Here is a 26,349-nt window from a genome sequence, read left to right on the forward strand (position 1 = left end):
GCGCACCCCGTTCCGTCGTGCCGGCCTTACTCGAACGTTTCGAGGGCGAGCAATTCGTCGATCGTCTGCCGGCGGCGGATCAGCCGCGGCGTGCCGCGATCGACGAGCACTTCCGGCGCGAGCGGCCGGCTGTTGTAGTTCGAGGACATCGACGCGCCGTACGCGCCCGCGTCGTGCAGGAACAGCAGGTCGCCGATCTGCGGCTGCGCGAGCTTGCGGTGCGTGACCACGCCGCCCGCGTCCTGCGTGAACACGTCGCCCGACTCGCACAGCGGCCCCGCGATCGCGAGGTCGACCAGCGGCCGTCCGGCCGGCAGCGCGCCGTCGTGCGCGTGCACCGACACCGCGTGGTAGCTGCCGTACATCGACGGGCGCATCAGGTCGTTGAAGCCCGCGTCGATCAGCACGAAATCGTGCTTCGGCCGGCGGTTGACGGCCTGCACTTCGGTGACGAGCGTGCCGGCTTCGGCGACGAGGAAGCGGCCCGGTTCGATCTCGATGCGCACCGGGTGGCCGAGATGCCGTTCGATCCGCTTGCGCGCGGCGTCCCACTGGCTGAAGTAGTGCCCGACGTCGACGCGCGGCTCGCCGTCGCGATACGGGATCGACAGGCCGCCGCCGGCCGAGATCGCGTCGATGTCATGGCCGAGCGACGTGACGAGGTCGACCATCGCATCGCATACCTGCGACAGGTGGCCGTAGTCGACGCCCGACCCGATATGCATGTGGATGCCGACCAGCTTCAGCCCGTACTGGCGCACGATCTCGATCGCGCGCGGCACGTCGTCGATCCAGATGCCGTGCTTGCTCTGCGGGCCGCCGGTGTTGGTCTTGTTGCTGTGGCCGTGGCCGAAACCGGGGTTGACGCGCAGCCACACGCGGTGGCCGGGCGCATGCTCGCCGATGCGCGCGAGCATGTCGAGCGAACCGGCGTTGACGGTCACGCCGTGCTTCAGCACCGCCGCGAGCGTCGGGCGGTCGATCAGGTCGGCCGTGAACACGACGCCTTCCGGCTCGCCGGCCGGGCTGAACCCGGCCGCGAGGCTGCGCTCGATCTCGCCGAGCGACACGGCATCGACGCACGCGCCTTCCTCGCGCATCAGCTTCAGGATATGGACGTTCGAGTTGGCCTTCTGCGCATAGCGGATCACGTCGAACTGACGCAGTTGGGCGATGCGGTCGCGGATGACGTCGGCGTCGTACACCCACAGCGGGGTGCCGTATTGCTGCGCGAGCGTCGCGAGCTGGCGGGAATCGAGGGACATGGCGGATGAAGCGGGTCGAATGAATGGATAACGTGAATGATGCGCCTGTTTATCTATGCAGTAAAATGCCTATTTATCGAAATTCGATTCACATTTGATATAGACAATCATGCTCACGCACCGCCATATCGAGGTCTTTCGCGCGCTGATGGTCACCGGCAGCACGACGCGCGCGGCCGAGATGCTCTATACGTCGCAACCGACGATCAGCCGCGAGCTCGCGCGCATGGAGCAGGTCGTCGGCTTCGCGCTGTTCGAGCGCGCGCACGGCCGGTTGCGGCCGACGATGGCCGCGCTCACGCTGTTCGACGACGTGCGGCTCGCATATGTGGGGCTTGAACGCGTCGCGGCCACGGCCGCGCGCCTGCGCGAGTTTCGCGACGGTCAACTGTCGGTGATCGCGCTGCCGGCGTTCTCGCACGCGATCCTCCCCGGCGCGGCGCGCCGGTTTCGCGACGCCCATGCGGGCGTCAGCCTGTCGGTCGAAACGCAGGAATCGCCGATGCTCGAAGAGTGGCTGACCGCGCAGCGTTACGACCTCGGGCTGACCGAGCACGACGTCGCGCCGGCCGGCACCGTGCTCACGCCGCTGCTCGAAGTCGACGAAGTATGCGTGCTGCCCGACGGCCATCCGCTGCTCGCGCAGGACGCGATCGATCTCCCGGATCTCGCCGATCGCCCGTTCGTGAGCCTGTCGCTGAACGATCCGTATCGCATCCTGATCGACGAGGCGTTTGCGCAGCTCGGCGTGGCGCCGCGCTCGGTCGTCGACACGCCGTCGGCCGTGTCGGTGTGTGCGTTCGTGCGGCAGGGGCTCGGCGTCGCGATCGTCAATCCGCTGACCGCGCTCGATTTCGTCGGGCGCGATCTGCACGTGCGGCCGCTCACACGGTCGTTTCCGTACCGCGTCAGCGTGATCGTGCCCGAGCACCGGCCGAAAAACCTGCTCGTCGACGCGTTCACCGATGCGCTGCGCGGCGAGGCGAAGGCGATCCGCCGCCGGTTGGCCGCAGTCCTCGGCTGACGCGGCCGTATGATGGGCGTTTCGCCGCCATCGCCGTTTTTTCGTCTTTTCCGGAACCGCTCATGACCGATGCTTCCGCTTCCCTCGAACAACCGATTCTCACCGGCGAACGCGTCGAACTGCGGCCGCTCGAACGATCCGATCGGCAGGCGCTGCTGGACGCTGCCGCGGACGGCCGGTTGTGGAACCTGAAGGTCACGGTCGTGCCGGGCCCGGACACGATCGACGCTTACATCGACACGGCATTGCAGGGGCGTTCGGCCGGCACGGTGATGCCGTTCACGATCGTCGATCGCGCGTCCGGCCGTGCGATCGGCAGCACGCGTTTCTGGAAGATCGATCGCAAGAACCGCAAGCTCGAGATCGGCCATACGTGGCTGAGCGAATCGGCGCAGCGCACGCGTGCGAACACCGAAGCGAAATGGTTGCTGCTGGGTTATGCGTTCGACGTGCTGCAATGCGTGCGCGTGCAGTTCACGACCGACGAGCTGAACGAGAAATCGCGCGCGGCGATCCTGCGGCTCGGTGCGAAGCAGGAAGGCATCGTGCGGCACGAACGGATCATGCCGGATGGCCGCAAGCGCAATTCGGTGCGCTTCAGCATCATCGACGACGAATGGCCGGAGGTGAGGGCGCGGTTGATGGCGAAGCTCGCGACATAACCTGTCGCGTATGACGCCCGGTGTGCGTCGCGTCGCCGGAGGGGAGGCGACGCGACGGCAGGGGAAGAAGCCGTGCGCCGCGCACGACGCGCGGCGCGGCGGCGCGTTACTGCGCCGATGCGAGGTGGTGGCGCTCCGCGAGCTTCTGCGCGTCGGCGTAATGCTTTTGCAGGATCGGCAGCGACTGGCGTGCGACTTCCTTCAGCTTCGTGTCGCGGCCCGATGCGATTTCGGCCTGGAAGGCCGAGATGGCCTTCTGCTGGCCGGCGAGCGCGACCTGCTCGATGTACGCCTTGTCGAACTCGGCGCCGCGCAGGGTCTTGATGCTGTTCAGCACGGCCGTGTCGGGGTCGTTGGCGGGTACGTCGACGCCGCGCGGGCTGGCTGCGCGCATCGCCTGGATGATCTTTTCATCGTCGGCCGACACGCGTTGCGCGAACGCCTTGACCTGGCTGTCCGACGTGCGCGAATCGGCGATGCGCGCCGCGTCGTGCTGCGTCGACACCGTTTTCGTGCCGTCGGTGATGAACGCCTGGTCGGCTTCGTGGATGCGCGTCGCAGCGGCGGCCGGTGCGGCCGGTGCAGCCGGTGCCGGTTGTGCGGTTTGCGCGGTCGCCGTCACGGCGACGAGAAGCAGGCCAGCGGCAGACAAAGCAAGGCGCGAGACGTGGGGAAAGCGGTTCATGGGACCTCCTTTCAATCGGGGCTCTGGTTGAAAAACGGATCGGGTGATCCGTCGCTGTGCGAGAGACCGGGCGCGCCCGGGCCGGATTCGACCGCCGCTCTGCCGCGGCGCCGGTCGAAGTGTTTCCCGGCCCGACTGATTCTAGGAGGGCGATCCGGTAGCAGGTGCAACCGCGCTGTGGTTTGTGTAACGGTTGGTAAGACGAATCGATGAGCATGCGTGTCGGCAGGTATTGCGTACCTGTCGCGTGCGTGGCGGCGGCAATTTTTGCGCGCATGCGGCGTGCGGGATGCACGTGGGTGTCATCTGGCAGTCATCGTCACGCCGCGGTGACGTGCGCGTCGAGCGTCGACGCTGGCCGGCTCGCGATGCGCGCGAACGCGTCACACGCGGTCGAGCAATGCGTCGAGACGCGGCAGCAACGGCGTCGCGCAATGTGCCTGCAACGCGTCCGGCGCGGTGTAGCCCCACGCGACCCCCTGGAATGCGATGCGCGCGCGTCGTGCCGCGTCGGCGTCGCGGATTTCATCGCCCACGTACAGCACTTCGTCGTTGCGCAGGCCGGCTTCGTGAACGAGTGCGCGCAGGCGACGTGCCTTGCCGAACAGCGGAATGCCGCACGCGAAATGTTCGACGCGGCTGCTGGCGTGCGGGCCGAGCCGGTCGCGCACGATCTCCTCGGTGTTCGACGTGGCGATCGCGATGCGGATGCCGCGCGCGGCGAGCGCGTCGAACGTTTCGCTGACGCCGGGGAACAACGCCACTTGCGCGACGCGCGGCCGCATCAGGCGACGCATGTCGATCGTCACGCGCGGCACTTTCCACATCGGCACGTCGAGCGCGCGAATGATGTCGCGCGCCGACATCCCGCGCAGCGCCGGGCGCAGCTCGGGCGTGGCGTCGCGAAAGCCGTGCGTGCGCGACGCTTCCGACAGCGCCGCGAGAAAACTGTCGAGCGAATCGGCGAGCGTGCCGTCGAAGTCGAATGCGATGAGGCGGTAGGGCATGAAGCGGCGTGGCGGGTTATCGGGCAGACGACATTGTCACCGAATCGGAGCCCGTCGCCCGCACGGTTGGTTGCGCCCGCGGCGAAACGAGAGGGTCGAGCAGATTCTTCGCGTCGTCCGGATGATCGGTGCTGTCCCTTGTCCCTTGTCCCTCGCTGCGCGGCGCGGTATCGTCGACGCTTCGCTTTCCACCACCCCGACCGGAGACCGACGTGCCTGCTGCCACCCCCGCCACGCTGAGATTTTCCACCGACAAACGCGAACTCGACGTCGACGCGATCTTCGACTTCCTGCATCGCGACGCGTACTGGTCGCAGGGTATTCCGCGCGACGTGGTGGAGAAGGCGATCGAGGGTTCCCTGTGCTTCGGCGCGTATATCGGCGACCGGCTCGTCGGCTTCGCGCGCCTCGTGACCGATCACGCGACGTTCGCGTACCTGTGCGACGTGTTCGTGTTGCCGGCCGAACGCGGCAACGGCTACGGCCGCGCGCTGATCGACCACGTGTTCGCGCAGGAGATGGTGCAGGGCCTGCGCCGCATCATGCTCGTGACGTCCGATGCGCACGAGCTGTATCGGCCGGTCGGCTTCGGGCCGTGCGCGAACCCCGAGCGGGTGATGGAGATCCGCCGCCCGGACATCTACGCGAAACGCTGACGCGCGGCGCAGCGCATACAATACGCGCTTTCCGTTTTTGCCGAAGAGAAACCCATCATGACCGAACAGGAAGCCGAACAGCTCGCGACGCATCGCCACTACAAGGGCGGGCTGTATCGCTACATCGGCGTTGCCCGCCATTCCGAAACCGAGGAGTCGGTGGTCGTGTACGAACACCTGTGGCCGCATGCGCGCGGGCTGTGGGTGCGGCCGGAAGCGATGTTCAACGGCAACCTCGAAGACGGCATGCCGCGTTTCCGCAAGCTGCGCGACTGATCCTCGGCCGGCCGCGTAAGCCGGCCTTGCGGGCCGGCTGCGCGAGCCGAATGTCGAGCCGAATGTGCGGGTATCAGTCGCCGGCCAGCGCCTTCACCAGTTCCGGCGGTGCGTGCCGGGTCGTGACTTCCGGCGTGCCGTGCCATGCCGCGAGTTTCTTCACCGCCTTCGCGACATCGGCGGCGAGCCCCGTGCCGAACCGCACGCCCGGCTCGACATGCACGGCCTTCAGTTCGAACGTGCGCAGCGTGCGATGCGCCTTCGCGTCGACGCGCCCGACCAGCCGGCCGCGATGCAGCACCGGCAGGCAGAAATAGCCATAACGCCGCTTGTGCTCGGGCGTATAGCATTCGATCGTGTAATCGAAACCGAATAGCGTCGATGCACGCCGCCGGTCCCATACGACCGGGTCGAACGGCGACAGCAGCGTCGTGACCGTCGAGCGCAGCGTGTCGGCCTCGGCGGCCGGCAGCAACGCTTCGAGCGAGCGATGCACGTAGGCCGGCTCCTTCCAGTCGTCGATCGCCACCGGGATCAGGTCGCCCGCGTCGGCGAGCTGCTCGAGCTCCGCGCGGTACGAGCGGCGCGGCAGCCGGTAGTAGTCGGCCACCCAGTCCGCGCGCACGACGCCGAGTGCACGGCACGTGTAGTCGAGCAGCGCGGGCAGCACGGCTTCGCGCGGCGGCAGGTCGCGCGTGTCGTCCCAGTCGGGCAGCACGCGCTCGCGCACGTCGTACACGCGCTGGAAATTGCGGCGTTCCGACACCATCAGGTCGCCCGTCGTGAACAGCACTTCCAGGTGGCGCTTCTCGGGCTTGCGATCCCACCAGCCGTTGCCCTTCACGCCATCCTCGCGGACGAAATCCGCCGACTTCACCGGGCCTTCTTCGCGAATCCGCGCGAGCAGCCGCTCGATCTCGGGACGATTCTGTTCATGCCATTCGGCCGCATATTTCCAGCCCATCCCCGACGGATCGAGCATCTTGTAGCGCATCAGGCCGAACTGCTCGACCGGCAGGAAGCACGCTTCGTGCGACCAGTATTCGAACAGGCGCGCCTCAGCGAGATGCTCGTCGAGCCACTGCGGCGAGAAATCGCCGAGACGGCTGAACAGCACGAGATACGGGCTGCGCGCGACGACGTGGATGGTGTCGATCTGCAACTGCGCCATCCGGCGGATCGTGTCGAGCACGTCGGCTTTGGTCGCCTTGCGGCGGGGCGGTGTCAGCAGGCCCTGCGCGGCGAGATGCAGGGCGCGGGCGGCGGCGGGCGAGAGCGTAAGCATCGGAGGGGCGGCCGGGAGTGATGGTCGGGAACCACTTTAGCGCGAAAGCGGCGCGCGCGTGCGACGTGCCGATGCAACGTGTCTGACAATGGTTGACAGATACGTTTCGCAAGTTTCCCTATAGTGCAGTCCATGGCGCGACGAAATGTGCGCGCAACGATTCCGCTTCCGACGCACATATGTCCATGGCACGCAGGAAGCGAATCCGGGATTCTCAACCCCCATCGGGAGACCCGGAGCCCTGAGCGGACATCCATGCGGCTGTGCACCGGCCCCGTGTGGATGTCCGCTGATTTTTTTGTTTTTTCCGGTTTTCGTCCGTTGCCGCGCAGGTCATGCCGCGGCGCTCGTCTCTCCGGGCCGCAGCGCGCGGGACAGGTCGTAGTGCTTCGCCGCGCCGTAACGCGGCGAGCCGAAGTGCCAGTCGTAGTTGCCGCGAATATACGAGTGGGCCTCGTCGAGCAGGCGCAGCGACGCGCGATCGTCGGTGCGCGTACGCACCTTTTTTTCCAGATCGAGATAGCGCGCGAGATAGCCGTTGTGGATGTCCGCCGCCGCGTCGAGCGCGGCTTGCGGCGCGAGCCCGTGTTCGTGCATCAGGACGCAGACGAGATTGCTGCTCGATTCGCCCGCCTCCTTCGGATACGAAAAGATGTCGTTGCACAGGCAGAGGATCAGGCCGGACAGCTTGCGCAGGCGCTCGACTTCTTCGTCGGCGTAGAACGCGGCGGGCGCTTCGTAGCCCCCGGCGATGTCGATCAGCGCGAACGCGCCTTCGCCGCATCCGTTGTAGGTGCGACCGGAGAGATACTCGGCCTCGCCGGGCACGACGTCGGTCGCGAACCGGCCGGCTTCCCACAGCGTCGAGAACAGGAACGTCATCATCCCTGCCACCCAGCGTGCGTACTGCACGCGCGTGGACGCGGCCGCGATGCGCGCGCACACGTCCTGCGTCGCCCGTTGCAGGGCGGGCAGGAACGCGGCCATGTGCGGCAGGCGCGCCGCCAGCGCGGCGCGCAGCGGCGCTGGATCGCGGCCGGTCGGATCGGCGATCATTTCGTACAGCCACAGGTAGAGTGCACCGAGGTCGCCCGGAGCGCGCGCGACGCCGTGCAGGCTGCACAGGCCGTCGTCGATCGCGAAGATCCAGCCGTACGCGCGGGTCGTCGTGCACAGGCCGTCGAAGGTTGCGTGCGCATAGACGCGGGAGCAGTATTCGCCGATCTTGCCGTGACGGATGCCGTTGGCCCAGCGCGGATCGTCGAGCAAGCCATGGCCGTTCATCCACGCGAGCAGGTCGGCTTCGGCGCGGTCGGCGTCGGGATGCACGGGCGTGTCGAACGGGTGGAACAGGTGCGGAAGCACGAGTGCGGGCGCGGCGGCTTCGGCGGCAACGGTTTCGACGGTGGACATGGCGTACCTCGCGGATGGCGGGTGGCAACAGGTGTCGTGAAGGCAGTCCGGCCTACTTGCCGAACCGGCGCGCGCGCTTGCCGTACGCATCGATGGCCTGTTCGAAATCGTCGCGTCCGAAATCGGGCCAGCACGTCGGCGTGAAATAGAACTCGGAGAAAGCGGTTTGCCACAGCATGAAATTCGACAGGCGCTGCTCGCCCGACGTGCGGATCACGAGGTCCGGCTCCGGCTGGCCGGCCGTGTAGAGCCGGCTCGCGATCAACTCCGGGCTGAGCTGCGCGAGCAACTGATCGACGGTGCCGGCCGCGACGTGTTCCGCGATCAGCGAGCGGACGGCGTGCAGCAGGTCGAGGCGGCCGCTGTAGGCGACGGCGATGTTCACGTCGAGTCCGTGCGCGTGGGCCGTGCGTTGCTGCGCGGCGCCGATGCGGTCGGCCGTGGCGGGCGGCAACTGCGTCAGGTCGCCGATCACGTGGAGCCGCCAGCGGCCGCTGGCGGCGAGCTCGTCGAAGACGTCGGCGATCACCGCGAGCAGGCCGCGCAATTCCGCGGCGTCGCGCTGGAGATTTTCGGTGGACAGCGGCCACAGTGTCACGAACGGGATCCCGGCCTCTTCGCACCACGACAGCAGCGCATGCACGTTGCGCCCGCCGGCCCGATAGCCGTCGGCGGCCGGCAGGCCGAGGCGGTCCGCCCAGCGCCGGTTGCCGTCGAGAATGACGGCGAGATGCGTGGGCAATGGCGGCCGGGCCGTATCCGATACGGCGGGCGAGTCGATGGCGAATGTTTCCGGCGCGCGCAGAATCAGCTCTTGAGTCATGGAGACTCCTTCGAGGCGAGGAAGCGATCGAAACGTGAAACAGCGGGTGGGATCGTCGTGGCGACTGCTGCAATCCGGCGTGGAGATCATGTTCGCGCCAATGCGAGCGATCATTATTGATCAATGAATTTCGGATTTTCAAGTCATTCGTATGCACGATATCGGGGCGCGCCGATGCAAGCGACCGCGCCGGCATTACGCGGCGCCGGCAGATCCCGGGCGCGACGATAGGCAGTCGATTTTCGGCGCGATGCCATTTCGACGCACGGATTCAACGAGCGCTTTTCGTGTGTTTCGCACGATTGAATAAATCGTGGAATTGGAAAATAAAAGCGATGCAATACGCGGGCGCTCGATTGCGGCGGAAACGATTCCGCCGCGTCGGCCGTCGGTTGCTTATTGCCGCTTGCCGCGCGCGACTTCGTCGCCGGCGCCGGGCGGCAGCCGCCGCGTGATCGGAATCGATGCGAACGAGCACAGCCCGACCACGACGAACGCGGGCCAGAAATCCGACCACACCATCTTCTGATGACCCTGCAGCCAGTGCGAAACGTGCAGCACGAGGCCGGCCACCGTCACGCCGAGACCGAGCGACATCTGCTGCACGACGCTGCCGAGGCTGGTCGCGCGGCCCGCGTCGCGCGGCGAGATGTCCGCATAGATCATCGAGTTCAGGCTCGTGAACTGCAGCGCGGGGAAGATGCCGCCGACGAGCACGATCAGCCAGATCGCCCAGGTCGCCATGCCGGGATGGAACACGCCGTACGCGGCGATCGCGAGCCCCGCGAATGCCGCGTTGTAGATCAGTACCGTGCGGAAGCCGAAGCGGCGCAGCGTGTGGGTGGCCGTCGAGCGGCTCATCGCGCCGCCGAACGCGGACGCGCACGTGATGAGCCCCGAATGGAACGCGCTCATGCCGAGCCCTTCCTGCAGCGCGAGCGGCAGCAGGAACGGCACCGCGCCGAGGCCGATGCGGAACAGCGACCCGCCGACGACGCTCGCGTGATACGTCGGGATCTTGAGGAAGCTGAGGTCGAGCACCGGGCGTTCCTTGCGGCGCGCGTACGGCACGTAGAGCGCGAGCAGGACGGTGCCGGTCACGCACATGGCGAGGGCGTTCGAGCGTGACGTGAGTGCACCGTCGATCAGCGTGAGGCCCATCAGCAGCAGTGCGGCGCCGCTGGCCGACAGCAGGAATCCGAACCAGTCGAGCGGGCCCGGGTCGGGCTCGTGCGTGTTCGCGATGTGCTTGCTCGCGAGGTAGATCCCGTAGATGCCGATCGGCACGTTGATGAAGAAGATCATCCGCCAGTGCAGGTAGGTCGTGATGAAGCCGCCGACGAGCGGCCCGACCGTGGGCCCGAACAGCGCGGGAATCGCGAGGTAGTTCATCGCGCGCACGAGATCCGAGCGCGGCACGGCGCGGAAAATGATGATGCGGCCGACGGGCACCATCATCGCGCCGCCGACGCCCTGGATGAAGCGCGCGAACGTGAGCACGCCGAGGGAATTGGATGCCGCGCACATCAGCGAGCCGACGACGAAGATGCCGATCGCGGTGCGGAACACGGAGCGCGCGCTGAAGCGGTCGGCCAGCCAGCCGCAGATCGGAATGAACACGCCGAGCCCGACCACGTAGGCCGTGATCGCGATGTTCAACGTGACGGGGTTGTGCCCGAAGTCCCTCGCCATCGCGGGCAGGGCGGTGACGATGATGTTCGCGTCGACGCTTTCCATGAACAACGCACAGGCAACGATGAGCGGTGCTAGAAAGACGGGCGACATGGGCTGGGCGCGCGGTAAAGACGCCATTATGCCCACAATGTGACCATTGAGTCACGTATGACAACAGATGTTCCGCATAGTGCAACAGTCGTTCTTTTAGCGGGCGGCGCGGAAAGAACGACTGCGCAAACGCCGAGCATGCCTGCGCGAGCCGCGCGAATCGAAACTTGCTTGATGTGCACGTTTCGTGCGACAGTCAGGCCCACTCGCAACACAAAACGACGCGCATCGATCGAGGGCCATCGAGACGAGCGCGCGCGCGAACGAGACCTCGTGCCGACCCACTCACCATCGAAAGGAGGGGACACGTTATGACGTCACGTCGTGCCGCATCGATTGCATCTCGCATCTCAACGCGCATCCCAACCCGCGTCTCAACCCGCTTTCCGCTTCATCGCTCACCGCCGCTCGGGCGCCCCGCGCCGCGTCTTCGCTGGGCCGCCGCACTGGCCGTCGCGTATCTCGCCGTTGCCGGCTGCGCCGCGCAGGCCGACAACGCGAACCGGGCCGCCGCGCAGGCGGTCGATCAGTCGGCGGCGCCCGCGACGGCCGCGGTTGCCGGCCCCGCGTCGGGCACGCTGCTGCCGCCGCCGAGCCAGCTCTACGGCGACCTGTTCGTCGCGGTGCAGACCGCGCAGATCTATTCCGACCAGAAGACCTTCGTCGACGCGACGCCCGACAGCGATCCCGCGACGATCGTGCAGTTGTATCAGCAACAGAAATCGCAGCCGGGCTTCTCGCTGAAGGCGTTCGTCGGCCAGCATTTCACGCCGCCCCCGGAAGGCGGCGTCACGCCGCCGCCGAACCAGACGCTGCGCCAGCACATCGACTGGCTGTGGCCGCAGCTCACGCGCACGAGCACGACGGTGCCGCCCTACAGTTCGCTGATTCCGCTGCCGAAGCCGTATGTCGTGCCGGGCGGCCGCTTCCGCGAAGGCTACTACTGGGATACCTATTTCACGATGCTCGGGCTGCAGGTGTCGGGCCGCGAGGATCTCGTCGACGACATGCTCGACAACTTCGCCCATCTGATCGACACGATCGGGCACATCCCGAACGGCAACCGCACGTACTACGCGAGCCGCTCGCAGCCGCCGTTCTTCGCCTATATGGTCACGCTTGCCGCACAGGCCGAAGGCGACAAGGTCTACCAGAAATATCTGCCGGAACTGCGCAAGGAGTACGCGTACTGGATGCAGGGCGAAACCACGACGCCGCGCGGGCAGGCCGCGCGCAATGTGGTCGCGATGCCCGACGGCGCGGTGCTGAACCGCTACTGGGATGCGAGCGATACGCCGCGCGACGAGTCGTATCTCGAGGACGTGACGACCGCGAAGTCGGCGCCGGGGCGTCCGGCGAACGAGGTGTACCGCGACCTGCGCGCGGGCGCCGAAAGCGGCTGGGACTACAGCTCGCGCTGGTTCGGCGACGGCAAGACGCTCGCGACGATCCGCACGACGTCGATCGTGCCGGTCGACCTGAACAGCCTGATGTTCCATCTCGAGACGACGATCGTGAAGGGCTGCGCGCTCACGCGCGACGTGGCCTGCGTGACCGATTTTTCCGGGCGCGCGGCGCGGCGTGCGGCCGCGATCAACCGCTATCTGTGGAACCGTCGCGGCTACTACGGCGACTACGACTGGCAGTTGCGCAAGCCGCGCGACGCCGTGACGGCCGCCGCGCTGTATCCGTTGTTCGCGGGCGTTGCGTGGCCCGAGCGCGCGAAGGCGACCGCGCGCGAGGTGCGCAAGACGCTGCTGCAGCCGGGCGGCCTCGCGACGACCACCGAGAACACGGGGCAGCAGTGGGACGCGCCGAACGGCTGGGCGCCGTTGCAGTGGATCGCGATCGACGGGCTGCGGCGCTACGGCGAACCGGCGCTCGCGAAGGACATCGGCACGCGTTTCCTGTCCGACGTGAAGCACGTGTATGCGACCGAAGGCAAGCTCGTCGAGAAATACGTGGTCGAAGGCGCCGGCACGGGCGGCGGCGGGGGCGGCGAATATCCGCTGCAGGACGGCTTCGGCTGGACCAACGGCGTCACGCTGAAACTGCTCGGGCTGTACGGCGAGTGACGCGCGGCACGGGCCGCGCGCTTGCCCCGCGAGAGAACGCACGGGCCGGACTGTCGCGTAAGCGGCCGTCCGGCCCGTGTCTGCATCCGGCGTGCGTCAGAACACGATCGTCGTGCGCACGCCGACCACCGTTTCGTCCCCGATGCGCGCACCGGCCGCGTTCGGGTTCGGGATGCCGCCGCCCGGACGGAAGAAGTGCTGCAGGTCGGCCTGCAATTGCCACCACGGCGTGACCTGGTACTGGTAGGTCGCCTCGACGACCGTTTCCGCGCGGCGTACCGGATAGCCGGGTGTCGTGTATGCGCCGGTGTCGCCGTCGAGGCCGCGCGCATGCGAGCCGATCTTCGTGTAGCCGACCGCGAGACCCGCGACGTCGTTGTCGCGTCCCTTGAACGGCGCCTTCAGCGTCACGCCTGCATTGGCGGCGAAATCGACGGTATTGCGATCGCCCGGCGCGCCCATCACGCGCGCGAACACGCCCACCGAGCGCGGGCTGTCCGGCGACGGCCGCCACACCATCTGGTCCGCGACCGCATAGAAACTGTAGTTGCCGCGATGCGTGGCCGGCATGCCGTTGCTCGCCGGATTCGCGAGCGACAGGCCGTCGGTGCCGTAGCGCGGATCGTTCGCATGCTGCGACTGGTACCAGAAGCCGAGCTTGTACGTGCCCGGCAGGCCGGCCGGCTGCGGCGCCTTCGGATCGGCGGGCGGCGCGTTCAGCGCATACTGCACTTCGCCGATCACGAACGCGCCGCTGCGCAGGTTGAAGTTGGTGCCGTGCGCGTTCAGCACCTGCGCATCGCCGTCGGTGCGGCCGGCCGGGTTGCCGTCGAACACGCCGACCATCGCGGTCCACGCATCGGCGGGCTTCACGCGCAGCCGCACGCCGAGCGACGACATCGGATACGCGGGGCCGCCGGCCGGCAGATCGGTCGACGGCAGCACGGGCCAGCCGAACGTGGCGTTCATGAAGGCCGCCGCGTTCTGGCTCACCATGAATTCCTGGTCGACGCTCTGCTGGCCGACCTTCACGTCGACCTTGCCGTCGAGCAGCGACTGCTGGTACCAGAGCTCCCACAGGCGCGTGGTCGAATTCGCCTCGATGCCGGTCGCGGTCTGCAGCGTCTGCAGATAGCGCTGCGTGAGGTTGGTGCCGTGAATCTGCAGCGCCGACACGTTGAACGTGCCGCCCGGCAGGCCGACCGCCTTGCCGGTGTCGACGTCGAAGCCGAATTGCGTGAGCCCCTGGTAGGCGCCGCCGCGACCCGTGCCGCCCGACGTGTTGTACAGGTACTCGCTGGTCTCCTGCAGGTTCAGCGTGATGCCGTGATCGCCCAGCACGTCGCGCAGGCCGCCCATGTTGCCGAGCAGGTTCGAGCGCTCCCCGAAACCGGTGGGCGCGGCGGCCTGTTGTGCGGGAGCGGCGGCGTCGCCGGCGCCGGCCGCCGGTTCGGCCGCGGCGGGCGGCGAAGATTGCGCGAACGCGGGAGCGGCGGCGAGCGACAGCAGCAGCGCGGCGAGCGCATCGAGGCGGAGCGTGCGCGGAACGTGTTCGAGAGGGTTCTTCATGTGGGCTCCGTTGGTGGTTTGATTAGTGAGGCTGAAGAAGCGAAAACGTGATGCGGGAAGCGTGGCGGGACTGTCGCGCAGCACGGCTGCGCGACGGAAGATTTACGGCAGCCAGCCGCCGATACGCCACACTTGCGCGAAGCCGAGGCGCGGCGCGGCCGAGCACAGCAGCGCGACGAGCGCGACCGCGGCCGCCATCACGGCGAACAGCAGGCAGTCGAGCGGGCGGGGCGCTGCCGGCACGTGGGCGAGCGCCGAGCTGCGCCAGTTGCCGAGCGCATGGGCGAGCGGCGAGAGGCCGGAAACGAACGAGCGGTCGCATGCGACATGCACGATGCGCTTGAGCCTGACCGCGAGCGATTGAAGAAACATGACGCTGCCTCCGTCCGGTCCGGCGAAGGCCGGACGACGTGATCGAGCGCGGGCGCGTGACGCGGCCCGCGATCGGAGGGTGGAACGTAACGGAGCGTGCAACGGACGAACCGGCGATGGCCGGCCCGGAAGGAAGCGCGCTAACCCGACGAATGCGAGCTAGCGGCGTAAGACATGCGTCTGGCTGCTATCTCGCGATGGCTTGGCCGGCCTGGACCGGCGTCGAACTGCAACTAGAGCATGTGTCCACGGAGGGACTCCTGTGATGAATTGCGGCGGATTGTATTCGCGTCGTTTGCTGCAGTGCAAGTAAAAAACGCATGAAAGGCGCCGTGTGTGGCGGACGCATCGCCGTGGAGCGCGAGGGTGCGAGGCCGCCACGACGAGGCGACGGCCCGGTGCCGCGCCGTTGTTCGCACACATCGGATGGTGACCGTGACATGACGCGCTGAAAGGTTTCGGCACGTCGTTTCAAGGGCAATTCTTTCAGTGCCGAGAAGGCGGAAATTTATTTCGGGAAATGGGGTTTGGCGGGGTTGACTTCACTTTCGGGCCGTCCATAGAATCCGGCATCTTCACTCTTGGGGCCGCCGCCTTGGACGCCTGCAGTAGTCGATCTTCGAACGAAATTTCCGCCTGAGCGACCGACGTCCGCGCCTCATCGAAGCCGCCGTTTGTCCCCCGGGCAAACGGTGCGCGCAGCAGTATTCCGCAGCAAATTCCTACGTGCACCCTGATTCGCGCCGGTTAGCGTGATGCGTTTTCGCATGCGCCGCCCGGTTTCACCGCCGCCCGGCAGGCGGCCGCGTTCGCGCACGCCTTTCCCCGGCGCGCGAATGCCGGCCCGCACGTCTGACGGCGGTCAACCGTGTTCTCCGGAACACCGCACAGGAGCCGCCATGAACGACAGTGACAGTTGTCCCTTATGCCCGTTGCACGCACAGACCCTTTTGAACCCGGGTCGCAGGGACAATCCGGCCGACTAGCCTGACACGCCGTTCAGGCGCCGGACTGGCCCCGCGCCCACCACGCGGCCGGCACGCTTGCCGTCGCCGCACGGAGCCAGACCATGAACTTCGGCCTTCTGCTGTCGAATCTCCCGCACGTCACGGAATCGCGCAACCACTACGACGCGATGCTGATGCTCGACGCCCGTCCGCGGGTGTTCTCCCGCCTGTTGAACCGGCTGAAATCGCTGATCCGCTGAAAGAAGCGCCGAGCGCGCCTCGGCATGCGCACGCGCGGCCGCCATCGGGCGGTCGCCCCGCGCGCATCCCAAGGTCGCACGCTCACCAGATAACCATTAGCCGTACGGAACACATCATGTCCACGCCATCCAACGTTTCTCCACCGATCGCCGTCGAACGCGCCGCTGTGCTCGACGAGGCCCACCTTGGCGACATCCGCGGTGCGCTCGGTACGATCGCGCATCACGACACCGGCACGCGCGGCTCGTGGTGGGCGCGCCTGCGCACGCTGCTGGCGATCATCGGCCCGGGCCTCATCGTGATGGTGGGCGACAACGACGCCGGCGCATTCGGCACCTACACGCAGGCCGGCCAGAACTACGGCACGACGCTGCTGTGGACGCTGCTGCTGCTCGTGCCCGTGCTGTACGTGAACCAGGAAATGGTGCTGCGCCTCGGCGCGGTGACGGGTGTCGGCCACGCACGGCTGATCTTCGAGCGCTTCGGCAAGTTCTGGGGCGCGTTCAGCGTGATCGACCTGTTCCTGCTCAATGCGCTCACCATCGTCACCGAGTTCATCGGCATCACGTTCGTGCTGGATTTCTTCGGGCTACCGAAGGTCGCGGGCGTGTGCGTGGCCGCGGCGCTGACCATGGCCGCGGTGAGTACCGGGGATTTCAGGCGATTCGAGCGGTTCGCGATCGGGCTGTGCGTGCTGAGCCTGCTGCTCGTGCCGGTGCTCGTGTCGATCCATCCGCCCGTCGCGCAGATGACGCGCGATTTCTTCGTGCCGAACTGGCCCGCGCACGCGAAGCTGTCGGACGTGATGCTGCTCGTGATCGGCATCGTCGGCACGACCGTCGCGCCGTGGCAGCTGTTCTTCCAGCAGAGCTACGTGATCGACAAGCGCATCACGCCGCGCTTCATGAAGTATGAAAAGGCCGACCTGTGGATCGGCATCGCGTTCGTGCTGATCGGTGCGGTCGCCATGATCGGTTTCAGCGCCGCGCTGTTCAACGGGCATCCGGAAGCCGGCAACTTCGCCGACGCGGGCGGCATCATCGCGGGCCTCGAGAAGTATGCCGGCCGCACGAGCGCAACGCTGTTCGCGGTGGCGCTGCTCGACGCGTGCATCATCGGCGCGGCGGCCGTGTCGCTGTCGACGGCCTATGCGATCGGCGACGTGTTCAAGATCCGCCACTCGCTGCATCGCGGCGTGTCCGATGCGAAGGGTTTCTATCTCGTGTATTTCGGCATCGTCGCGGCCGCGGCCACGTTGGTGCTGATTCCGGGCAGCCCGCTCGGCCTGCTGACCGAAGCGGTGCAGACGCTCGCGGGCGTGCTGCTGCCGAGCGCGACGGTGTTCCTGCTGGTGCTGTGCAACGACCGCCAGGTGCTCGGCCCGTGGGTCAACTCGACGAAGCTCAACGTGTTCACCGGTGCGGTGATCTGGGTGCTCGTGCTGCTGTCGATCATCCTCACTGCGTCGGTGATGTATCCGGATATCAGCGGCGAAGCGATCGTCGACGTGCTGGTCGGCGGCACCGTGCTCGCGATCACGGGCTATATCGCGACGGTATTGATCCGTCGCAACAAGCGCGTGATCGAACCGGCGATCGATCGCACGTTGCGCGACACGTGGCGCATGCCGCCGCTCGATACGCTCGAGCCGCAGAACATGACGCTGGCGACGCGAATCTGGATGGCCGTGCTGCGCGGCTATCTCGTGATCGCGGTCGGTCTCGTGATCGTCAAGGTGGTGCAGATGACGCTGCTGAAGTAACGCAGGCCGTCTGCCAGGAAGCGGCGCCGCGCCGCAGCCCGCACATGCCGGCCTCCGTGGCCGGCATGTGCGTTTACGCGCTTGCTTGCGGCACGTCGCACGCGCCGCGCGACGGTCAGATCAATTCGAGCTTCGACGTCAGGTACGTGAGCTGGATCCGGTTCGCGACGCCGAAGCGCTTGCGCAGCTTGCGCAGGTGATAGTCGACGTTGTGCGCGCTGGTGTCGAGGCGCCGGCCGATCTCCTTGTCGGATGCGCCTTCGGCGATGCCGAGCAGCAGTTCCTGCTCGAACGGCGTGAGCCCGTTCACCGCGCGCTCGCGCGATGTCGAGATCAGCTGCGGCGACGCGAACTTGTGTACCGACAGCCCGATCGACAGCGCCTGCTCGATCGTCGCCGGCGTGATCCATTCGCGCGTGCGGCGCGGCGCGGTGAAGCTCATGAACGCATGCAGCCGAGTGCCGGGCACGGCCATCGAATACATGATGCCGCTGCACATCCCGTCGTCCTGCATCGTCTGCAGGAAGCCGTCGAGCGCGGCCGGCGTCGCGCGCGGGCCGGCGTCGCGCTCGCGGTGTTCGCGGCGCAACTGCTGCAGGTCCCACACGATCGGCATGTTGCACACGCGTGCGCCGAGCGTGCGCGGATCGACGTCGTGATGGTGGTGGCGCACGTAGTCGCCGCGGTAGGTGGACGGCGTGAATGCTTCGTGCAGGTAGAGACTTTCGACCCGCTCGTGCGCGAATTCGAGCGCGAAGTACGCGAACGTCGAGAAACCCGTCAGGTGCAGCAGGCTTGCGACGATCCGGCTGCGCTCGGCCGTGCTCTGCGCGTGCGCGAGCGTATCGGCCACGCCGAGTTTCGGCGCGTGCGGCTGCGTGACGTCGCCGCGTTTCACGTCGTCGCACCAGACGACCTGCACGGGGCGCTCCCGCAGCGCGTCGGGGCACGCGCTGGGCCCGTGCGACGGGCGGGGAAAGGTTGAGGCGACCGCTTCTTCATGCAATGCAATGTCGGACATGTGCCATCCCTCGGAATCGACGCATCTCGCCTGACGGCGGCCGTATCGTGTACGGCCGTCGCGGCGGTGCGATCGAGCATCGGTGTGATATGCGCGGATCGTCATCCATGACGCAGCGCGGGGGCATTGTACAAAAACGCTTGTGTACGCGTAATATGCCGTAATACTAATGGCGGCGGAAGATTCCTATTCGCACGCAAATAACGAAGACCAGAAAATCCATCGAGACAAGACCAGATCGTGACGGGGCGCAGGTTCACATATTGGGAAAGGGCGGGCTCCTCATGACATACGCTGACGGCGCACCACGCGTCGAATGGTTTTCGCAGGCCGATATTGCAACGGCCGCGGCTTATTCGAATGAATATCAGGCAATCGGGCACTACGTTTTTACCGGCGCGCAAATCGAATTCGGTAAAACCGACCCGGCTTTGGTCGATTTCGCGCAGTGCCATGCGCGCTTGCGGCAAATCGGTTTCAGTACGCTCGGTTACGGCGCTTTCGAAATGATCGGGCGGCGCATCCTGTGCGCGCACCTGCTTCGCGACCTCGCTCCCGCGACGTTCATGCAGCCGTTTTTCGAGGGCATGCTCTACGAGAGCGACCCGCGGTTCGCGCAGGTGCGGCAGAGCGGTTTTCCGGTCGCGTGGCAGCTCGACGAGATCGAGGCGGCCGCGCAGGGCAGCGGCGACCGCAAGATGCTGGCGCTCGCCGGCCATCTGCGTGCGCACGCGATGAACAGCGGCGTGCTGTTCGGCCTGTCGGCGCCGCGCCTCGACCTGCGTGTCGCGGTGAACGTGACGTCGGAGACGCACGGCACCGAATGGATCGACGATCGCGTGATCGGCGGCGCGCTGTCGGTCAGCCTCGCGGTGCATCGTGTCGCGCTGCCGTTCCTCGAGGCACGCATCGCGCGCATGCGCGGCTTCGCGCTCGGCGACGAGCAACTACAGGTGCTCGACCGCCTCGTGCACGGTCTGTCCGACCAGGAGATCGCGAGTGCGCTGCGTACATCGCTGCACAAGGTCGGCCACCATATCCGCTCGCTCGAAAAACTCTTCAACGTGCAGAACCGCGCGCAGCTCGCCTACCTGGCGGCCCGCCGGCTGCCGTCCTGACGCCGCGCGTCCGTCGCGTTCGTCCCCGTTTTACCCCGCGATCGATGACCGTCGGGCCGGCCCGTGCGTGGCCGGCCCGACGGGCTGCTGCGGCCGCGCGCGCCGGCGCGCCGCGCACACGATACTTGACAGCGGTTTTTTCGAGTGATTGGCGAGTTCACCTATGAATTATTGCTGATTTATTTCTTCGTAATATGGCCCGGTCGTCACGCCGGATGGCGGGCCGCGAGGTTGCGCCGTGCGTGACGGAACTGGTCAACAGGGGCAGACAAATCAATGTGCGGAATCGACGGCTTTCTGAATAGCGTCGCCTGCGATGAGGAGACAGCGCGCGGCACGCTCGCGCGCATGACGGCGAGCCTTGCGCATCGCGGGCCGGACGGGCAGGGGATCTGGGTCGACCCGGAGGCCGGCATCGCGCTCGGCCACCGGCGGCTCGCGATCGTCGACCTGTCGGTACACGGCCGACAGCCGATGGCATCCGCGTGCGGTCGCTACGTCATGGTCTTCAACGGCGAAATCTACAACCATCGCGAACTGCGCGCGGAGCTCGAGCGCGCGGGGCGCGCACCGGCGTGGCGCGGCCACTCCGACAGCGAGGTGCTGATCGCGGCGATCGTCGCGTGGGGTGTCGACGCGACGCTGCGGCGCGCGACCGGCATGTTTGCGTTCGCGCTGTGGAATCGGGCATCGCGGGTGCTGACGCTCGCGCGTGACCGGATCGGCGAAAAACCGCTCTATTACGGCCGGATCGGCGACGCGCTCGTGTTCGCGTCCGAACTGAAGGCGCTGCGCGGCTATCCGGGCTTCGACGGCGCGATCGATCGCGATGCGCTGTGCCTGTACCTGCGCCAGTCGAGCGTGCCCGCGCCGCATACGATCTATCGCGGCATCCACAAGCTGCCGCCCGGCACGTATATCCAGTTCGAGCATGCGCGCGACACGCCGCGCCTGCGTGCGTACTGGACGCTCGAACAGGTGATCGAGGACGGTCGCGCGGAGCCGTTCGAGGGCAGTGCCGACGACGCGGTGGGCCAGCTCGACGTGGTCCTGCGCCAGGCCGTCGCGCGGCAGATGGAAGCCGACGTGCCGCTCGGTGCGTTCCTGTCCGGCGGCATCGATTCATCGACGATCGTCGCGCTGATGCAGGCGCAATCGTCGACACCGGTCGATACGTTCACGATCGGCTTCCATGAGGCCGGCTACGACGAGGCCGGTTATGCGAAGGCCGTCGCGCGCCATCTCGGCACGCGCCATACCGAGCTCTACGTCACGGCCGACCATGCGCTCGGCGTCGTGCCGAAGCTGCCGTCGATCTACGACGAGCCGTTTTCCGATGCATCGCAGATCCCGACCTTTCTCGTGTCGGAGCTGACGCGCCGGCACGTGAAGGTGAGCCTGTCCGGCGACGGCGGCGACGAGCTGTTCGGCGGCTACACGCGCTACTTCCTGACGCCGCGCCTGTGGCGCAAGCTGCATCGCGTGCCGGGCGCCGTGCGCGCGCGGATCGCCGCCGCGCTGCATGCGTTGCGGCCCGATCACGCGGATCAGCTTGCGGCCGTCGCGCAGGGGGCGTGGGGCGGCGTGGATGCACGTGAATCGGCGGCGCGCATCGGCGATCGCCTGCACAAGCTCGGCCATGTGATGACCGCCGAGAGCCGCATCGGGCTGTACCGGCTGCTGATGTCGTCGGTGCATCATCCCGAGCGCCTCGCGCTGTCGGGGCAGGAGCCGGCGACGCCGCTCGACACCGTATCCGCATGGCCCGCGCACCTGAGCTTCGCCGAGCAGGCGATGGCGATCGACACGCTCACGTACCTGCCGACCGACATCCTCGCGAAAGTCGATCGCGCGGCGATGGCGGTGAGCCTCGAAACGCGCATGCCGTTCCTCGACCATCACGTCGTCGAATTCGCGTGGCGCGTGCCGGCGCACGTGCGCTTGCCGGAAGGGCAATCGAAGGCGCTGCTGCGCCGGCTGCTCGACCGCTACGTGCCGTCCGCGCTGATCGACCGGCCGAAGCAGGGCTTCTGCGCGCCCGTCGATCACTGGCTGCGCGGCGCGCTGCGCGACTGGGCCGAGGCGCTGCTGCGGCCGTCGCGGTTGCGCGAGGAAGGCTATTTCGATGCGGACGCGGTCGAACGTCTGTGGCGGCAGCACGTGACCGGCCGGATGAACTGGCAGCACCAGCTGTGGACGGTGCTGATGTTCCAGGCGTGGCTGGAGGCGCAACGCGCCGCATGAGGCGGCGCGCGGCGCGTCGTTACTGATCGAGGCAGCGCATGCAGCGCCGCTTCGCGTCGTTCGAGTGCAGGCCGCGACACATCGTCATCACGGGCCGCGCATGGCACGAAGGCGGATCGGCGGAGGCCGCCGGCGAAGCTTGCCGGCGCACGCGATCGGGCGGGGTGGTCGCAGCGGCATCCATCCGTCGCTGGCGTGCGGGCCGCGTGTCGCGACCGGCGCTGCCGTCATTCGGATCGCCCGGCGTCATCGACGCGACGTGAAGCGTGGTGTCGTTCGCCGCGTGCGCAACGGGCGGCGCGGTGCACACGAGTGCGACCAGCGCGGCCAACGCGCAAAGGCGGGCGACGGCGGTTCGCGAATCGCGCATCTTCATGATCGTTCCGTTCGTTCCGGGGCCGGCGGCGCGGAGGGCGCGCGGCTACCTGGTCGATTGTAGGGACGGCGATGGTCGTGTGTCACGCCGGATTCCGTAGTCGCGGGCATCGGCGGCGGCCCGAGTGGACGCGACGAAGCGTGACGAAGCGCGGTGTCGTGCGGCCGCCGGCGTCCAAAAGCGACCGCCGCCCTGAGGCGGCGGTCGGGTCGCGACTGGCTGGCGGGCCGGGCGGCGTGCGGGCCGCGCCCGACGGGCGTGCCGCGAAGCGCTGCGGATCGGCGCAGCGCGGTGGGGGGAGCTCGCAGGCGAGCCGCATGCATGCGGCGCGCGGGTAAATCGTCAGGCGTAGTCGGCGGCCATCACGGCTTGCGGTGCCGCGCGCAGGATCGGCGCGGCTTCGTGGCGCTCGACGTGCGTCATCGCCGCACCGAACAGCACCAGGCGATAGCCGACCGCATAGATCGGAATGATCCGCAGGTTCTTGTCGTGATCGAGTTGCAGCTTCGAGCGGATACGCGAGATATGGGTGTCGAGCGTGCGCGACGACACGCCGAGTTCACGGCCCCACACGGCTTCCTGGATTGCCTGCCGCGGCACGATCTTGTTCATGTTGTCGAGCAGGAATTCGACGACGTCGAATTCACGCGGCGTGACGTCGACGATCTTGTTGTCGATTTCGATCGTGCGGCGCACGAAGTTGATTTTTATGTTGTCGATGTACAGGTATTTGCAATCCATGGTGGCCCTCGCATGTCCATAAAGGAGTGTTTGCGGGTCCTGTGCTGCAACTTCCGGGCCAGGGAAGGGATCGTCACGTCACGACAGGGGGCGGCACCCGAGCGGACGGCGCTGTGGCCTTGAATTTAAAAGAATTTTCAAGGAGTGGCGTGCCGCGGGTAGGGAAAGGGTCCGAGCAAAGGTGAAGGATTGTTACGTAGCATCGGCGGCTGACGTTACGGGCGTTACGTCTGACGTAACGCGGGGGGAGCCGCAGGGGCAACATGCGCGTGATCGGATCGGCAGCAGGGGATGGGAACACGACATCGAACCCTACATGGTTCGATGGGAAATCCATATAAATCAGTGACATAAGTGGCCACACTTGCCGACATCGAACCCTACATGAAACCCTGCACGGAAGCATGACGACCGTCGCCACCTTTGAGCCGTTGTTTCCCGAAGATCGCGTACACGATCCGCTGCTTGAGCAGGCCGCCGAACTTGTCGATTCGTCGCAGCGGTTGCTTGCCGTACGCGATACCCCGCTGGCGACTGCGCTCTGCTGACTTCGCCTTCGCATCGCGGTGAACTTTCGTTCGGATTGCCGCTGAGCAGCCTCCGGTTTCTGTTTCCGAGGCTTTGGCCGGAAGTCGAGCAGGAGTAAGAGGGCCGACGGGCCGCGCGAGGTCGGGCGGCGTCGGCTCGAACCAGCACGACATTCCCGCGATGCATTAAAAACGCCGGCCGCAGGGCGTCTCCGCCCCGCGGCCGGCGTGTCGCCCCGCCGTCAAGCCTTCGCGCTATCCGCCGAATCGAACGGCAGCACGTAATGCCGCTTGCCCGTTGCCGCGAAGATCGCGTTCGCGACCGCGGGCCCGACCGGCGCGACGCCCGGCTCACCGACCCCGGTCGGCGCTTCGGCCGACGGCACGATATGCACCTCGACCTTCGGCATCTCCGCGATGCGCAGCACGTGGTAGCCGTCGAAGTTGCGCTGTTCGACCTGGCCGTCCTTCAGCGTGATCGCGCTGTGCATCACCGCGCCGAGCCCGAAGCCGATGCCGCCCTCCATCTGCGCGGCGACGATGTCGGGATTGATCGCGATCCCGCAATCGACCGCGCACACCACGCGCTCGACCTTCACCTTGCCGTCCGCGTCGACCGACACCTCGGCCACCTGCGCGACATAGCTCTTGAACGCCTCGGCGACGGCGATCCCGCGCCCGCGGCCCTTCGGCAGCGGCTTGGCCGGATCCCAGCCGGCCTTCTGCGCGGCCAGGTCCAGCACCGCGCGCATGCGAGGCTCCTTCGCGAGCAGGTCGCGGCGGAATGCGTACGGATCCTTGCCCGCCGTGTGCGCGGCTTCGTCGATGAACGCCTCGACGGCGTACGCGGTGTGCGAGCTGCCGACCACGCGCCACCACAGCACGGGCAGGCCCACCTTGGTGGTGGTGAGTTCGACCGACACGTTCGGCACCGCGTACGGCAGGTTCGCCGCGCCCTCGACCGAGGTGGCGTCGATGCCGTTCTTGACCATGAACGCTTCGAACGGCGTGCCGGCGAGAATCGACTGGCCGACGATCCGGTGGCGCCAGCCGACCAGCTTGCCGTCCGCGGTCAGTCCCGCGTCGAGCTTGTGGAAGTACATCGGCCGGTAGAAGCCGCCCTGGATGTCGTCCTCGCGTGTCCATTGCAGCTTGACGGGCTTGCCGTCAGCGCCGAGCGCCTTCGCGATCGACACGGCCTCGACCACGTAGTCGGACCACGCGTTCGCGCGCCGGCCGAAGCTGCCGCCCGCGTACAGCGTGTGGATCTGCACCTGTTCGGGCTTCAGGCCGGCCGTCCTGGCCGCGTTGGCCTGGTCGACCGTCTGGAACTGGTCGCCGGCCCAGATTTCGCAGCTGTCCGCCGTCAGCTTGACGACCGCGTCGAGCGGCTCCATCGGCGCGTGCGCGAGATACGGGAATTCGTACGTCGCGCCGATCTTGCGCGCGGCGCCCGCGATCGCCGCATCGGCGTCGCCGTCCTTGCGGGCCGACGTGCCCGGCTTGTCGGCGAGCTGCCGGTATTCGCGCATGATCTCGTCCGAGCTGCGCTTTTCGGCGTGCGCTTCGTCCCATTCGACCTTCAGCGCGTCGCGACCCTGTTTCGCGGCCCAGAAGCCGGTTCCGACGACCGCGACGCCGCCCGGCACCTGCACGACCGACACGACACCCGGCACGGCCTTGGCGGCCGTCGCGTCGAACGATTTCACCGTGGCGCCGAAGCGCGGCGGGCGCTGCAGCAGCGCGACCCGCATGCCGGGGAAGGTCGTGTCGAGCGTGAAATGCGCGGTGCCGTTCGATTTCGGCGACGCGTCCACGCGCGGAATCCTCTGGCCGATCAGCTTGAAATCGGCCGGCTGCTTCAGCGCGACCTTGTCCGGCACCGGCAGCTTCGACGCATCGGCGACGAGCGTGCCGTACGCGGCCTTCTTGCCGCTCTTCGCGTGCGAGACGATGCCGTTGGCGGTCGTCAGCTCGCCGGCCGGAACCTTCCAGCGGGCCGCCGCGGCCGACACCAGCATCGCGCGGGCCTTGCCGCCCGCTTCGCGCAGTTGCTGCCACGAGTTCGCCATCGCCGAGCTGCCGCCCGTGCCCTGCATCGTGCCGAACGCGAGGTTCGCGTAGCGTTTCGCATCGGCCGGCGCGCTTTCGACGCGCACGGTCGACCAGTCGGCGTCGAGCTCCTCGGCGACGATCGTCGCGATGCCCGTATACGCACCCTGGCCCATTTCGACGTGCTTCGCGATGACCGTGACGGCGCCGTCGGGCGTGATGCGCAGGAACGCATTCGGCGCGAAGTCCGCGGCGGGCGCGGTCGCGGCCAGCGCGCGGCGGCCGAGGCCGGCCCATTCGAAGCCGATGGTCAGGCTGACGGCGGCCGCGGCACCCGCGGCCTTCAGGAACGTGCGGCGCGACGGGCGCACCGATCCAGTGTTGTCGAGTTCGATCGTCATGG

Annotated in this window: 22 protein-coding genes and 1 pseudogene; 10 read left to right on the plus strand and 13 right to left on the minus strand. The window is 67.3% G+C overall.

Annotated features, from left to right (window positions below):
- Positions 1-26 precede the first annotated feature (26 nt).
- A complete protein-coding gene (lysA, locus tag APZ15_RS28575) occupies positions 27-1,265 on the minus strand; it encodes a diaminopimelate decarboxylase (protein ID WP_027789542.1) in 1,239 nt (412 codons plus the stop codon).
- Positions 1,266-1,374: 109 nt separating this feature from the next.
- Here lysA and APZ15_RS28580 point away from each other — a divergent pair, with 109 nt between their 5' ends.
- Complete coding sequence (locus APZ15_RS28580; protein WP_027789541.1) at positions 1,375-2,289, plus strand: LysR family transcriptional regulator; 915 nt, start codon at positions 1,375-1,377, stop codon at positions 2,287-2,289.
- A gap of 62 nt (positions 2,290-2,351) precedes the next feature.
- Positions 2,352-2,951 (plus strand): GNAT family N-acetyltransferase, encoded by a 600-nt coding sequence (locus APZ15_RS28585; protein ID WP_027789540.1) that lies wholly within the window; start codon positions 2,352-2,354, stop codon positions 2,949-2,951.
- Between the two features lie 106 nt (positions 2,952-3,057).
- On the opposite strand, the gene APZ15_RS28590 is transcribed toward APZ15_RS28585, so the two are convergent.
- Together APZ15_RS28590 and APZ15_RS28595 are read right to left on the minus strand one after the other, a co-directional pair.
- The gene (locus APZ15_RS28590) at positions 3,058-3,636 is read right to left on the minus strand and encodes a DUF4142 domain-containing protein (RefSeq protein ID WP_027789539.1); all 579 of its coding nucleotides are present in this window, start codon (positions 3,634-3,636) and stop codon (positions 3,058-3,060) included.
- Positions 3,637-4,019: 383 nt separating this feature from the next.
- Positions 4,020-4,643, minus strand: coding sequence for an HAD hydrolase-like protein (locus tag APZ15_RS28595; RefSeq protein ID WP_027789538.1), 624 nt, complete (start codon positions 4,641-4,643; stop codon positions 4,020-4,022).
- 212 nt (positions 4,644-4,855) lie between these two features.
- Here APZ15_RS28595 and APZ15_RS28600 point away from each other — a divergent pair, with 212 nt between their 5' ends.
- Complete coding sequence (locus tag APZ15_RS28600) at positions 4,856-5,299, plus strand: GNAT family N-acetyltransferase (protein WP_027789537.1); 444 nt, start codon at positions 4,856-4,858, stop codon at positions 5,297-5,299.
- A gap of 57 nt (positions 5,300-5,356) precedes the next feature.
- Positions 5,357-5,575, plus strand: a complete 219-nt coding sequence (locus APZ15_RS28605; RefSeq protein ID WP_027789536.1) for a DUF1653 domain-containing protein — start codon at positions 5,357-5,359, stop codon at positions 5,573-5,575.
- Positions 5,576-5,648: 73 nt separating this feature from the next.
- Here APZ15_RS28605 and APZ15_RS28610 read toward each other — a convergent pair whose 3' ends face one another.
- The 4 genes from APZ15_RS28610 to APZ15_RS28625 all read right to left on the minus strand — a co-directional run bounded on the left by APZ15_RS28610 (position 5,649) and on the right by APZ15_RS28625 (position 10,881).
- Positions 5,649-6,860: a winged helix-turn-helix domain-containing protein gene (locus tag APZ15_RS28610; RefSeq protein ID WP_027789535.1), complete on the minus strand. Its 1,212-nt coding sequence runs from the start codon at positions 6,858-6,860 to the stop codon at positions 5,649-5,651.
- Positions 6,861-7,193: 333 nt separating this feature from the next.
- Positions 7,194-8,273 (minus strand): terpene synthase family protein, encoded by a 1,080-nt coding sequence (locus APZ15_RS28615; RefSeq protein WP_027789534.1) that lies wholly within the window; start codon positions 8,271-8,273, stop codon positions 7,194-7,196.
- Positions 8,274-8,325: 52 nt separating this feature from the next.
- The gene (gene uppS, locus APZ15_RS28620) at positions 8,326-9,096 is read right to left on the minus strand and encodes a polyprenyl diphosphate synthase (RefSeq protein ID WP_027789533.1); all 771 of its coding nucleotides are present in this window, start codon (positions 9,094-9,096) and stop codon (positions 8,326-8,328) included.
- 396 nt (positions 9,097-9,492) lie between these two features.
- Positions 9,493-10,881 carry an MFS transporter gene (locus APZ15_RS28625; protein WP_027789532.1) on the minus strand — a complete coding sequence of 463 codons (1,389 nt, stop codon included), beginning with the start codon at positions 10,879-10,881 and terminating at the stop codon, positions 9,493-9,495.
- A 311-nt stretch (positions 10,882-11,192) separates the two neighbouring features.
- Between APZ15_RS28625 and treA the strand changes: the two genes are divergently transcribed.
- Positions 11,193-12,956: an alpha,alpha-trehalase TreA gene (gene treA, locus APZ15_RS28630; protein ID WP_027789531.1), complete on the plus strand. Its 1,764-nt coding sequence runs from the start codon at positions 11,193-11,195 to the stop codon at positions 12,954-12,956.
- A gap of 96 nt (positions 12,957-13,052) precedes the next feature.
- Here the strand turns inward: treA and APZ15_RS28635 are convergent, their stop codons facing one another.
- Both APZ15_RS28635 and APZ15_RS28640 read right to left on the minus strand, forming a co-directional pair.
- The gene (locus APZ15_RS28635) at positions 13,053-14,525 is read right to left on the minus strand and encodes a carbohydrate porin (RefSeq protein WP_027789530.1); all 1,473 of its coding nucleotides are present in this window, start codon (positions 14,523-14,525) and stop codon (positions 13,053-13,055) included.
- A gap of 102 nt (positions 14,526-14,627) precedes the next feature.
- The gene (locus APZ15_RS28640; protein ID WP_027789529.1) at positions 14,628-14,897 is read right to left on the minus strand and encodes a hypothetical protein; all 270 of its coding nucleotides are present in this window, start codon (positions 14,895-14,897) and stop codon (positions 14,628-14,630) included.
- A 1,069-nt stretch (positions 14,898-15,966) separates the two neighbouring features.
- Between APZ15_RS28640 and APZ15_RS41885 the strand changes: the two genes are divergently transcribed.
- Both APZ15_RS41885 and APZ15_RS28645 read left to right on the plus strand, forming a co-directional pair.
- The gene (locus tag APZ15_RS41885; RefSeq protein WP_162923104.1) at positions 15,967-16,104 is read left to right on the plus strand and encodes a hypothetical protein; all 138 of its coding nucleotides are present in this window, start codon (positions 15,967-15,969) and stop codon (positions 16,102-16,104) included.
- Positions 16,105-16,220: 116 nt separating this feature from the next.
- On the plus strand, positions 16,221-17,867 hold the full coding sequence (locus APZ15_RS28645; RefSeq protein ID WP_027789528.1) for an NRAMP family divalent metal transporter: 1,647 nt from the start codon (positions 16,221-16,223) through the stop codon (positions 17,865-17,867).
- A 115-nt stretch (positions 17,868-17,982) separates the two neighbouring features.
- On the opposite strand, the gene APZ15_RS28650 is transcribed toward APZ15_RS28645, so the two are convergent.
- Positions 17,983-18,888 carry a helix-turn-helix transcriptional regulator gene (locus tag APZ15_RS28650; protein ID WP_027789527.1) on the minus strand — a complete coding sequence of 302 codons (906 nt, stop codon included), beginning with the start codon at positions 18,886-18,888 and terminating at the stop codon, positions 17,983-17,985.
- 284 nt (positions 18,889-19,172) lie between these two features.
- On the opposite strand from APZ15_RS28650, the gene APZ15_RS28655 reads away from it, so the two are divergent.
- Together APZ15_RS28655 and asnB are read left to right on the plus strand one after the other, a co-directional pair.
- Positions 19,173-20,006 carry a helix-turn-helix transcriptional regulator gene (locus APZ15_RS28655; protein WP_027789526.1) on the plus strand — a complete coding sequence of 278 codons (834 nt, stop codon included), beginning with the start codon at positions 19,173-19,175 and terminating at the stop codon, positions 20,004-20,006.
- 276 nt (positions 20,007-20,282) lie between these two features.
- On the plus strand, positions 20,283-22,250 hold the full coding sequence (gene asnB, locus APZ15_RS28660) for an asparagine synthase (glutamine-hydrolyzing) (protein WP_027789525.1): 1,968 nt from the start codon (positions 20,283-20,285) through the stop codon (positions 22,248-22,250).
- 19 nt (positions 22,251-22,269) lie between these two features.
- Here asnB and APZ15_RS39975 read toward each other — a convergent pair.
- Together APZ15_RS39975 and APZ15_RS28670 are read right to left on the minus strand one after the other, a co-directional pair.
- A pseudogene (locus APZ15_RS39975) lies at positions 22,270-22,452 on the minus strand (lytic transglycosylase); the annotation flags it as partial.
- 516 nt (positions 22,453-22,968) lie between these two features.
- The gene (locus tag APZ15_RS28670; protein ID WP_027789523.1) at positions 22,969-23,367 is read right to left on the minus strand and encodes a winged helix-turn-helix domain-containing protein; all 399 of its coding nucleotides are present in this window, start codon (positions 23,365-23,367) and stop codon (positions 22,969-22,971) included.
- 404 nt (positions 23,368-23,771) lie between these two features.
- Between APZ15_RS28670 and APZ15_RS41305 the strand changes: the two genes are divergently transcribed.
- Positions 23,772-23,915, plus strand: coding sequence for a hypothetical protein (locus APZ15_RS41305; protein ID WP_226112757.1), 144 nt, complete (start codon positions 23,772-23,774; stop codon positions 23,913-23,915).
- A gap of 221 nt (positions 23,916-24,136) precedes the next feature.
- Here the strand turns inward: APZ15_RS41305 and APZ15_RS28675 are convergent, their stop codons facing one another.
- Positions 24,137-26,347 carry a xanthine dehydrogenase family protein molybdopterin-binding subunit gene (locus APZ15_RS28675; protein ID WP_027789522.1) on the minus strand — a complete coding sequence of 737 codons (2,211 nt, stop codon included), beginning with the start codon at positions 26,345-26,347 and terminating at the stop codon, positions 24,137-24,139.
- Between the last annotated feature and the right edge of the window lie 2 nt (positions 26,348-26,349).

Source organism: Burkholderia cepacia ATCC 25416 (genome assembly GCF_001411495.1).
GTDB classification, from domain to species: Bacteria; Pseudomonadota; Gammaproteobacteria; order Burkholderiales; family Burkholderiaceae; genus Burkholderia; species Burkholderia cepacia.

Excerpts from the sequence above, each read along its gene's own strand:
- APZ15_RS28650 (WP_027789527.1), bottom strand. The coding sequence starts at position 18,888 with ATGTCCGACATTGCATTGCATGAAGAAGCGGTCGCCTCAACCTTTCCC.
- APZ15_RS28645 (WP_027789528.1), top strand. The coding sequence starts at position 16,221 with ATGTCCACGCCATCCAACGTTTCTCCACCGATCGCCGTCGAACGCGCC.
- APZ15_RS41885 (WP_162923104.1), top strand. The coding sequence starts at position 15,967 with ATGAACTTCGGCCTTCTGCTGTCGAATCTCCCGCACGTCACGGAATCG.
- APZ15_RS28580 (WP_027789541.1), top strand. The coding sequence starts at position 1,375 with ATGCTCACGCACCGCCATATCGAGGTCTTTCGCGCGCTGATGGTCACC.
- lysA (WP_027789542.1), bottom strand. The coding sequence starts at position 1,265 with ATGTCCCTCGATTCCCGCCAGCTCGCGACGCTCGCGCAGCAATACGGC.
- APZ15_RS28585 (WP_027789540.1), top strand. The coding sequence starts at position 2,352 with ATGACCGATGCTTCCGCTTCCCTCGAACAACCGATTCTCACCGGCGAA.
- APZ15_RS28670 (WP_027789523.1), bottom strand. The coding sequence starts at position 23,367 with ATGGATTGCAAATACCTGTACATCGACAACATAAAAATCAACTTCGTG.
- APZ15_RS28655 (WP_027789526.1), top strand. The coding sequence starts at position 19,173 with ATGACATACGCTGACGGCGCACCACGCGTCGAATGGTTTTCGCAGGCC.
- asnB (WP_027789525.1), top strand. The coding sequence starts at position 20,283 with ATGTGCGGAATCGACGGCTTTCTGAATAGCGTCGCCTGCGATGAGGAG.
- APZ15_RS28635 (WP_027789530.1), bottom strand. The coding sequence starts at position 14,525 with ATGAAGAACCCTCTCGAACACGTTCCGCGCACGCTCCGCCTCGATGCG.
- APZ15_RS28605 (WP_027789536.1), top strand. The coding sequence starts at position 5,357 with ATGACCGAACAGGAAGCCGAACAGCTCGCGACGCATCGCCACTACAAG.
- treA (WP_027789531.1), top strand. The coding sequence starts at position 11,193 with ATGACGTCACGTCGTGCCGCATCGATTGCATCTCGCATCTCAACGCGC.
- APZ15_RS28640 (WP_027789529.1), bottom strand. The coding sequence starts at position 14,897 with ATGTTTCTTCAATCGCTCGCGGTCAGGCTCAAGCGCATCGTGCATGTC.
- APZ15_RS41305 (WP_226112757.1), top strand. The coding sequence starts at position 23,772 with ATGACGACCGTCGCCACCTTTGAGCCGTTGTTTCCCGAAGATCGCGTA.
- uppS (WP_027789533.1), bottom strand. The coding sequence starts at position 9,096 with ATGACTCAAGAGCTGATTCTGCGCGCGCCGGAAACATTCGCCATCGAC.
- APZ15_RS28675 (WP_027789522.1), bottom strand. The coding sequence starts at position 26,347 with ATGACGATCGAACTCGACAACACTGGATCGGTGCGCCCGTCGCGCCGC.
- APZ15_RS28595 (WP_027789538.1), bottom strand. The coding sequence starts at position 4,643 with ATGCCCTACCGCCTCATCGCATTCGACTTCGACGGCACGCTCGCCGAT.
- APZ15_RS28615 (WP_027789534.1), bottom strand. The coding sequence starts at position 8,273 with ATGTCCACCGTCGAAACCGTTGCCGCCGAAGCCGCCGCGCCCGCACTC.
- APZ15_RS28610 (WP_027789535.1), bottom strand. The coding sequence starts at position 6,860 with ATGCTTACGCTCTCGCCCGCCGCCGCCCGCGCCCTGCATCTCGCCGCG.
- APZ15_RS28625 (WP_027789532.1), bottom strand. The coding sequence starts at position 10,881 with ATGTCGCCCGTCTTTCTAGCACCGCTCATCGTTGCCTGTGCGTTGTTC.
- APZ15_RS28590 (WP_027789539.1), bottom strand. The coding sequence starts at position 3,636 with ATGAACCGCTTTCCCCACGTCTCGCGCCTTGCTTTGTCTGCCGCTGGC.